The sequence below is a fragment of the Thermogutta sp. genome (assembly GCF_014359955.1).
Taxonomy (GTDB): domain Bacteria; phylum Planctomycetota; class Planctomycetia; order Pirellulales; family Thermoguttaceae; genus Thermogutta.
On record NZ_JACIYL010000112.1, the window covers coordinates 1 to 8,592 of the forward strand.

Sequence of the window (8,592 nt, forward strand, 5' to 3'; positions counted from 1 at the left end):
CGGATTCAGCAAGTGGTCGAAAAAATTCTCAATGCCCGCGGGAAAATCGACGTGCTCGTGAACTCGGCAGGCGTGATCCGCGATGGCCTCGTGGGGACGATGACCGACGAACAATGGCGGGAAGTGCTGGAAACGAATTTGACGGGAACATTCAACTGTTGCCGGGCGGTGGCCCAGCCGATGCTTTCGCAGCGTCAGGGAAGCATCGTCAATCTCTCGAGCACGGCTGCGGAGTTTTCCTCTCGCGGGCAGGCTAATTACGCGGCCAGCAAGGGAGGCATCAACGGCCTGACGCGGGCTCTCGCCAAGGAGTTTGCTGCTCGTGGCGTCCGCGTCAACGCGGTCGCCCCGGGGATGATCGAAACCGACATGAGCGAAGCTGTCCGAGGGCTTGCCGGGGCCAAAATCAAGGAAATCATTCCCATGCGGCGTGTCGGCACGCCCGAAGAAGTCGCTCACCTGGTGGCATTCCTGGCCAGTGACGAAGCCTCCTACATCACCGGCCAGATTATTCGTGTCGATGGGGGGTTGAGCTTGGGCGGCTATTGAGACGAGTTATAATAAGACATTCCCGCGCCGGGGGTCCTTCGACCGCATGCAAATGCCAAGAAAACAGATACACATGAGGACGTCCAGGTAGTCGGATAGTGTTCGTCCCAAACGGCTGCTGGGGACGCGTGGAAATGTGGATTGGATAGGTTTCGGATTGGCCAAAGGGAGACTGCAATGCTCACCCAGGAGGAGATTTATCAGAAGGTTCGCGAGGTGCTTGTGGACGCACTGGCCGTGGATGAGGAAGAGGTAAAGCCCGAGGCCACGCTGGTCGGGGACCTCGGTGCCGAGTCGATCGACTTCCTCGACATCGTGTTCAAGCTGGAAAAGACGTTCAACATCAAAATCCCGCGGGGTGAATTGTTCCCGGAAGATATTCTGACCAATCCGGAGTACGTCAAAGATGGCAAATTCACCGAAGCGGGCCTCGCTGAACTCCGCAAGCGGATGCCGTTTGCCGAGCTGGATCAGTTTGCACGAAACCCTCTTGTTCAGGATTTTGCCAATCTCCTGACGGTCCGAGACATGTGCCGGTTTGTGGAGCTGAAGCTCCAGCAGCAGGAGGGCCAGGCCTCTGCATGAAGATCGCCCCCTGCCGGGGAACGCGGGAACGAGTTCATCCCCGTGCAGGGCCGGTTTTTAGACATTGAGTGCGCACATGCGGTGGTATTGGATTGATCGATTTATTGAATTTCACAGTGGGCGAATGGCCAGGGCGATTAAGAATGTCTCCCTGGCCGAGGAATATCTTCACGATCACTTCCCAGGCTATCCTGTCATGCCCAACAGCCTTGTCATCGAAGGCGTGGCCCAGACAGGCGGCCTGCTGGTCGGGGAATACAACCAGTTCAGACTGAAAGTCGTGCTGGCCAAGGTTCCCCACGCCAAGTTTTACTGCGAGGCCGTCCCCGGCGATGTGCTCACTTACACGGCCACCATCGAGCACATCCATCCCCACGGAGCGGTCGTCAAGGCAACGAGCCACAAGGGGGAAATACTTCAGGCCGAGATGGAACTGGTCTTTGCCCATCTGGGTGAGGACTTCAATGACCGGGAACTCTTTGATCCCGGCACGCTGACGCACATGATGCGAATCCTTCGGGCCTACGAAGTGGGCAAGGCGGCCGACGGATCCCCTCTGAAGGAGCCTCCCGAGGAAACGGCTTAGACGAGTGCTCTGGACGAGTGTGTTGGCACATTATGGCTTAGCGTATCATTTAAAATATGATACGATCAATCGTCTGATCTTGATGACTTACCAATGAAGCTGCCGATGGACGTCCCGCAAAACTACCGGCAGCCATTGGAAACTGGAAAATCGGCTGGGAGATAATCGGAGCTAGCTCCATGAGGCGCCGCGTTGTCATTACGGGAATGGGAATGGTGACCCCGCTCGGTGCGGACCTGGAGACCGTCTGGCGTCGCCTTCTCAACGGTGAGTCAGGCATCGACTACATCACGCTCTTCGACGCCAGCCATTTTCCCACAAGGATTGCGGCGGAGGTAAAAAACTGGAGCCTGACTGACGTCGGCGAGGACCCCGAAGAGTGGAAGTTCCAGGGACGTCACACGCATTTCGCCATCGGGGCCGCGAAAAAGGCATGGCAGGACGCGGGGCTTGATTCAGCGAAGATCGATCCCACGCGATTTGGGGTCTACACCGGCAGCGGCGAGGGACAACAGGATTTCCACCGCTTCACCCAAATGATGGTGGCGGCCCTGTCGGATGGCGAGCTAGATGTCGTCAAATTCACCAAAAAGGGACTGGAAATCCTCCATCCGATCGAAGAACTCGAACAGGAACCCAACATGCCGGCGGGTCACCTGGCGGGGCTGTTCAACGCCCAGGGCCCGAATATGAACTGTTTGACAGCATGCGCTGCGAGCAGTCAGGCGATCGGTGAGGCCGTGGAGATTATTCGCCGAGGCGAAGCCGACATCATGCTTTCCGGGGGCACCCACACGATGATCCATCCCTTCGGTGTCACGGGCTTCTGCCTCCTGACGGCGCTGAGCACCCAGAACGATCCGCCGCAAAAGGCGTCCCGGCCGTTTGATCGTAACCGGGATGGATTTGTCCTGGGCGAGGGTGCTGGAATGGTCATTCTGGAAGAACTGGAACACGCCAAGCGCCGGGGTGCCCGAATTTATGGAGAAGTAATCGGCTACGGTACAACGGCCGACGCTTACCGGATCACTGACACCCATCCCGAAGGCCGTGGGGCGATTAGCTGCATGCAAATGGCCTTGAAAGATGCAGGCATCAACCCGGAAGACGTCGATTACATCAATGCCCACGGCACAAGTACCGTCGTCAATGATAAGGTGGAAACCCTCGCCATCAAAAAGGTCTTCGGGGATTACGCCTACAAACTGCCAGTCTCCAGCACGAAGAGCATGATGGGACATCTCATCGCGGCCGCCGGGGCGACAGAACTGATCATCTGTTTGCTGGCCATTCGGGACAACGTCCTGCCCCCGACCATCAACTACGAAACGCCCGATCCTGAATGCGACCTCGATTACGTGCCCAATGTCGCCCGAGAGGCCAGGTGCGACATCGCCCTCAGTAATAGTTTCGGATTCGGCGGCCAAAACATCAGTCTCATCGTCAGTCGATTCACAGGCTGACGGCGTCGCGAAATCCCCAGGGAATCACGTTGCCGCTGGGCGAACTCTAACAATGCACGCCTCCGCAGGGCGACCGCATTCTACACCAAGCCACGCCGACCTGGCTTGCCACCGGGGAGCTACAAGGTTCCCGACGACCCAGGCGATCCTCGGCCTTGCAACCGGTTCTCGCGAAACTGGAGATCCCGGGTACCAATCCTCACGCTAGGCCACGCTGGCCAGTTTTTCCAGGGTGCTGGCGACACGCTGCTTGAAGTCATCAATCTCCTCGGGCAACTCGAATCCGACAATCATGACGTCCACGCACCCGGAGCGAAGCGCGAACTCAATGGCTCGATCACGCAGGGCCGGGTCGTTGCGGAACGCCCCTTCGCCGACAATTTTCATTCCGATGACACCTTTCCCCGAATCGTGAATCCGTTTCAGGACCGGCATCACCACCTCGGGCTTGTCATCCATCTTTGTGCCCAGATGATTGACGCGGGCGTGCACAACGTCCACCCAATCCGACTCAGCCGCTGCCTCCAGCGCAGAAACCGCGTGGCAGGAAACGCCGTGTGCTTGAATCAGCCCCTTTTGCTTGAGGTCCTCAAGCAGGTCCATCTGCCGTCGCATCGTGTCCGTCCATTGACCGTTCATCATGCAGTGAATTTGCACCAGATCGATATAATCGGTGTTGAGTTCCTTCAGGAACCGCTGGACCGCCTTATCGGCGTCAGTGCGATCTTCCGCGGGAATGCCCGACGGATGGAACCACACCTTTGTCACGAGCACGTAGCTGTCCCGCGGCTTATCGCGCAATGCCCGGGCCACATACTGGTGCGAACCGTAAAGGTCGGCATTATCGAACAATCGGATGCCTGCATCGTACGCACAACGAACGATTCGCTCCGCATGATCCGGTCCCCGCCGCGTGATGTTGGACTGCCGATTGAATGCCCGCACGCCGAAGCCGATCCCGATACGGGTCGCCTTGAGGTGCTTCCCCAACGGAACCATCGCGACGGGGTCAGTCGAAAAACTGCTTGTATCCGCGCGTGCCGGCCGCTGTGCCGCGAGGTGGCTTTCAAGCCATAATCCGGCACCAACGGTGGCTGTATTGGCAAGGAAGGAACGTCGATCGAGCGACATCAGCAATCTCCCTCTGCTGGACAAATGAAAACTGGTTTCTGGTTTTTGAGTCAACGTTTCAAAGGGACGCTTCATTCTATCGGGGGGTGGGGAGTTCGGCAACTTTATACACGGTTTGCGTGATGACAAATCCCACCCGTTGATAGAGGCGGATCGCTCCTTCATTTTCAGCGGTCACTTCGAGAAAGACTCGTGGAGCCCCCGCTTCCTGAAACCCTTTCAATGCTCGGTAGAGCAACCCCCGTCCCACGCCTTGATTCCGGTGCGGAGGAGTGACGCCGACATTCTGAATACTTCCAATCCCGGTATTCGGATCCAAAATACCCTGGATCGTGCCGCAATATTCGCAGACACCGTCGTTCGCAGATCGTCCGCGAAACACGGCCAGCCAGGTCGCCTGGGGGAGAAAGCCCGGCTTACGAACGATCGCCAACATCAGTCGTCGGCAGCTTGCCTCATCGAGAAAGCAGGGGAACACGTTGGCATCAATTTCCCCGCGAAAACTGATGTGTTTCACCCGGGCGTGAATGTCGAGCAGGTCTGGCTGCCACGGCAGAAAAGTGTATCCCTCGGGCACCGCGGGCTCTTCCAGGACGCGATTCTGTAAGTCGATCTCCATTCGGTATCGTTTAAAATACGTCCAGCCCATGCCGCCGTGTCCCTTACTTGAGATCAGCAGGGAGTGACATCGACCTAAACTCAGTCTAGGTCACCCCTGGGTTTCGGTCAACGTGACCGGGAGTCTCACGGATGGCATGTCCCCCAACGAGGGCGCCAGGCAGGGGCTTGACGGGGAACAGGCCAAAAGAAGACGGTTCACGGCGTCAAAAACAGGCGAGTTTGACGCTGGTCAAAGCTGTTCCCTCATGATCCGACCGGCTATTCCCTGGCTTCACTGCATCGGACTCACTTTCATTTTTTTCTCAGACCAACCGAGACGCCTCGCGGCCGCAACAGGAGCCTCCCAATCCGCCGTTGTCCGCACCTTGAGCTCAACGCGACTTCCATCGGCAGCGAGCAACACGGCCTGTGGAACCTCCATGACTCGCGATATGTTGAGGATGTAGGGGCCCTCGCGATGCGTTGACGGAATGTCTCTCAGGATGAGCTTGTCCACCGGCTCAAAAACACTGGCATAGCATGCCAGGACCCCGAAACGTCCCTGGGCTTTGACCGTCAGGGGCAACCCTTTCCATGCGTTTTGCCCGCGAATTGCCTGAATTGCCCGGATGATGTCAAAGACGCGCATTCCGTCGCTGGTTTGCCCGATGAGCATGAATCGCCGTTCGATCTGAGTTCGTTTCTTTGCATCCGAATTCCAGGCCGTCGGGCCGATACCTCGCGGCAACAGGAGAACCAGCACCGTGCCGGGCGCATTCGTTATCCGTGACTTCACCTTCTGCCACGCTTCTTCGCTCCCCTGAAGGGTTTTCTCTTCATCGGTGACAAGGTCCGGGCTGAGGATTTCAGAGAAACGCGGTTTTAAACTGGACAGCCACCGGGACCAATCGTCCTGATCGAGCACCTCGATTTCTATTTGCCTGGGCGTTCCGTCTGGGGCGCGTAGACAATAAACGGGCAGAACGACCTCATCCTGCACCGGAAGTTCCGCCCTGACCAGCCGGATTCCCTCGGCCTCCGCCTCCTTCGCATTATTCCAGGACGGCGGGGGCAGGTTGGTGGGCCAGCCTCTGAAACATTTCTCTTTCAACAAGCTGACCCACCGAGCCTTAAGTTCTTCCCAGTGTGAAGCATTTTCCGGGAAGACAATCGGTGCAGCAGGCACGAAGTGCTCGTGAATGGTTGTATTGAGCTGATCCTCGGGAATCTTGTCCAGTACCTTCAGCTCTTGAGGCGTGAAAACCTTTTCCACGGGATCATAGACTTCCCGCTCCCTGCCCAAAAGATGACGATCGATCCATCGGAAGGCGGCTTCCTGTATAGGTGGAATATCATCGTGCGCAGCTTTGGTAATGAAAATGCCGATTTTATCCTCGGCGTTGTACAGTCGATAAATCCTGCGTGCGGCTTCGTACACCCGGCGAACGCCATCCTCCGGAAAAATGGGGTCATGATCACCATTGACGATTAAAAGCGGCCGGGGAGCCACCAGAGCAGCAACCATCGGATAATCCCAAAGGTATGTGTTGACGAAATACATGCAATCGCAGTGTCCCTCCACGCAGCCATCGACAACGTGATTCTGGAGATCTGTGATACCGGCCACGGGAACCGCCACCTTGACACGCGGATCGATGGCGGCAATCCACCAACTGTAGGCTCCGCCCCCACTGCGACCGGTCACACCAATCCGTTCTGGGTCGACTTCAGCGCGGGTTTGCAGGTAGTCGATCGCCCTCACACAGTTCCAGGCTTCAACCCCCGCCGGAGTATAACCACGGTTGTTCCACCACCACATTCCGTAGCGATAGGTCCCGTGGTGGATGCCCTCAATTTCTCCGAGTTGCAGGCTGTCCAGTACAAGGCAGGCGTATCCGTGCCGCGCAAACCAGACGGCATGAAAATGATAGTGCACCTTGTTGCCGTAGCTCACGTTATCGATCTTCACCTGGGCGTGACCACACAGATAAAGAACGGCGGGAACCCGACCCGAAATATTCTTCGGCAAGTACAAATTGGCGGTGACGTACAATCCCGGAAGGGATTGATAGTACAACTTTTCCACGCGAAAATCCTCTCGCTCAATCGTGCCTGTGACCGTCACTTTCAGATCACTTTTCGCCGGCCAGGGATCGAGCCCCAGCATCTCACGGAGTTGACGACGGTATTCCTCACAGCGGTTTTCCCAGTCCGCTCGCGTTTTTATATCAGACAGACAGCGGTCTCGAAGTATGGCAACTTCGTGCTCGAAGTACCGGCTGAGCATGGCGTCGCCCGGAAGAGGCCCCAGCGGCCGCCACTCCGGCCGCGGTTGACCAAACAACACGTTGTCGCCGAAAACCACAGCCATAAATACGAGTCCCCAAACGACCGAGTGCCCAAGATTGCGTCTTCCAGCGTTCATAGCCATCTCCTCTTTCCATGCACCTCTTTTCATGCAACGGATTGCATCCACACAGGCAAAACCGCTCGCGGAGGGGCAGGGGCAAGCCATCCCAGCACACCGGCCACTCGCGCGTCCAATATTGGACCAACCAGAGGCAGCCCTCACAAGATACCGGCTTCCCTATCTTCACTAACATCATGAAACGTCTCACGTTTCTGCTTGAATCCTCACAGCTTAAAAGTTAGCCTAAACATGACCAAGAAGGTCACCGTTTGCTGCAGGTTCGACGCTTGCCGGTTGTCGCTGTAGAGGGTTCCGCTTCTCCCTCGCAATGACAACACCGGGCCCGAGATACCTGCGAGTGTTTCTGACCAACTGCTCTATCACGCTGACGGGAGGACAAACTATGAAGACCGCGCTCTCTGTCGTGTCTGGCGGATGTGCCTGCTGTGTCACACGCAGGCGTTTTCTGGCTGGATGTGCGGCCTGTGCTGCTGCCACGTCGGTGATTCGGCCATCTCCGCGGCAGTCCTACGGGTCGGAATCCACCCGGCTGCGAATCCGCCTGATTTTTGCTCTTCATGGTCCTGTTCAGGAACGCCCCGACTGGCCGAACAAGGGTTTCGACTTCCGGCCGGTTATGGCTCGAATCGAAGAAACGCTCAAGAATGGTTGCCCGGATACGGACTTTGTCCCGGCCATGGCTAACGGTCCGGCAGCGGCCGCGAAGATCGTCGAGGAAGACACAGCAAACCCGCCTGATGGTTACATTGTTTACCAGATGAATTGCTGGAACCGCGTTGTGCAGACAATTGCCGACACGGGCAAGCCGGTGCTCTATGTTGATTTCCAGTTCGGAGGGAGCGGCGGCTTCCTCGTGTACACGGCGAGTTTCCTCCGCCAGAACAAGCCGAACGTGGCGTTTGTGGCGTCATCCAACATGGACGACCACGTGGCGGCCGCTCGGTGCTTTCAAATTGTAAAAAACGGTGGTTCGATAGCAGATTTTGTCGCTGCGGTCACCAAAATCCGGCGTGAGAAGACCCCAGCTGCCGGTGATCTGACATCCCTGCCAGATGCTTTGAACCCACTCTCACCGGAGGATACGCTCAAGGCCATCAAAGAAGCCAAGATTCTTGCCGTGGGAGGTGGTTGGCCGGGGATCTCCGACGCCATTCAAAAAGAGCTGGGTGTGCCCGTCATTCCGGTACCCTTCGAGGAGCTGAACAAAGCCTGGGAAACCGCAGACAAAGACGAGGCCCGGGAGATCG

The 8,592-nt window shown here is 57.1% G+C and carries 8 protein-coding genes; 5 read left to right on the forward strand and 3 right to left on the reverse strand.

Going from position 1 to position 8,592, the window contains the following annotated elements:
• From H5U08_RS05400 to fabF, 4 genes are all read left to right on the forward strand, one after another.
• Positions 1–549: SDR family oxidoreductase (locus tag H5U08_RS05400; RefSeq protein WP_297031037.1), on the forward strand; the 549-nt coding region annotated here is incomplete at its 5' end.
• 177 nt (positions 550–726) lie between these two features.
• Positions 727–1,134 carry an acyl carrier protein gene (locus H5U08_RS05405; protein WP_095415990.1) on the forward strand — a complete coding sequence of 136 codons (408 nt, stop codon included), beginning with the start codon at positions 727–729 and terminating at the stop codon, positions 1,132–1,134.
• A 76-nt stretch (positions 1,135–1,210) separates the two neighbouring features.
• Entirely contained in the window at positions 1,211–1,720 is a 510-nt protein-coding gene (locus H5U08_RS05410) for a 3-hydroxyacyl-ACP dehydratase FabZ family protein (RefSeq protein ID WP_297031038.1), read from the forward strand.
• A 179-nt stretch (positions 1,721–1,899) separates the two neighbouring features.
• Positions 1,900–3,183 carry a beta-ketoacyl-ACP synthase II gene (fabF, locus tag H5U08_RS05415; RefSeq protein ID WP_297031041.1) on the forward strand — a complete coding sequence of 428 codons (1,284 nt, stop codon included), beginning with the start codon at positions 1,900–1,902 and terminating at the stop codon, positions 3,181–3,183.
• A 204-nt stretch (positions 3,184–3,387) separates the two neighbouring features.
• On the opposite strand, the gene H5U08_RS05420 is transcribed toward fabF, so the two are convergent.
• The 3 genes from H5U08_RS05420 to H5U08_RS05430 all read right to left on the reverse strand — a co-directional run bounded on the left by H5U08_RS05420 (position 3,388) and on the right by H5U08_RS05430 (position 7,339).
• On the reverse strand, positions 3,388–4,314 hold the full coding sequence (locus H5U08_RS05420) for an aldo/keto reductase (protein ID WP_297031042.1): 927 nt from the start codon (positions 4,312–4,314) through the stop codon (positions 3,388–3,390).
• Between the two features lie 76 nt (positions 4,315–4,390).
• Complete coding sequence (locus H5U08_RS05425) at positions 4,391–4,963, reverse strand: GNAT family N-acetyltransferase (protein ID WP_297031045.1); 573 nt, start codon at positions 4,961–4,963, stop codon at positions 4,391–4,393.
• A gap of 243 nt (positions 4,964–5,206) precedes the next feature.
• On the reverse strand, positions 5,207–7,339 hold the full coding sequence (locus H5U08_RS05430; protein WP_297031046.1) for a prolyl oligopeptidase family serine peptidase: 2,133 nt from the start codon (positions 7,337–7,339) through the stop codon (positions 5,207–5,209).
• A gap of 388 nt (positions 7,340–7,727) precedes the next feature.
• Between H5U08_RS05430 and H5U08_RS05435 the strand changes: the two genes are divergently transcribed.
• The coding region (locus H5U08_RS05435; RefSeq protein WP_297031048.1) for a hypothetical protein at positions 7,728–8,592 on the forward strand (865 nt) is incomplete at its 3' end.

Bases quoted from the DNA above. Each gene is read 5' to 3' on its own strand.
- H5U08_RS05405 (WP_095415990.1), top strand. From the start codon at position 727: ATGCTCACCCAGGAGGAGATTTATCAGAAGGTTCGCGAGGTGCTTGTG.
- H5U08_RS05410 (WP_297031038.1), top strand. From the start codon at position 1,211: ATGCGGTGGTATTGGATTGATCGATTTATTGAATTTCACAGTGGGCGA.
- fabF (WP_297031041.1), top strand. From the start codon at position 1,900: ATGAGGCGCCGCGTTGTCATTACGGGAATGGGAATGGTGACCCCGCTC.
- H5U08_RS05420 (WP_297031042.1), bottom strand. From the start codon at position 4,314: ATGTCGCTCGATCGACGTTCCTTCCTTGCCAATACAGCCACCGTTGGT.
- H5U08_RS05425 (WP_297031045.1), bottom strand. From the start codon at position 4,963: ATGGGCTGGACGTATTTTAAACGATACCGAATGGAGATCGACTTACAG.
- H5U08_RS05430 (WP_297031046.1), bottom strand. From the start codon at position 7,339: ATGAACGCTGGAAGACGCAATCTTGGGCACTCGGTCGTTTGGGGACTC.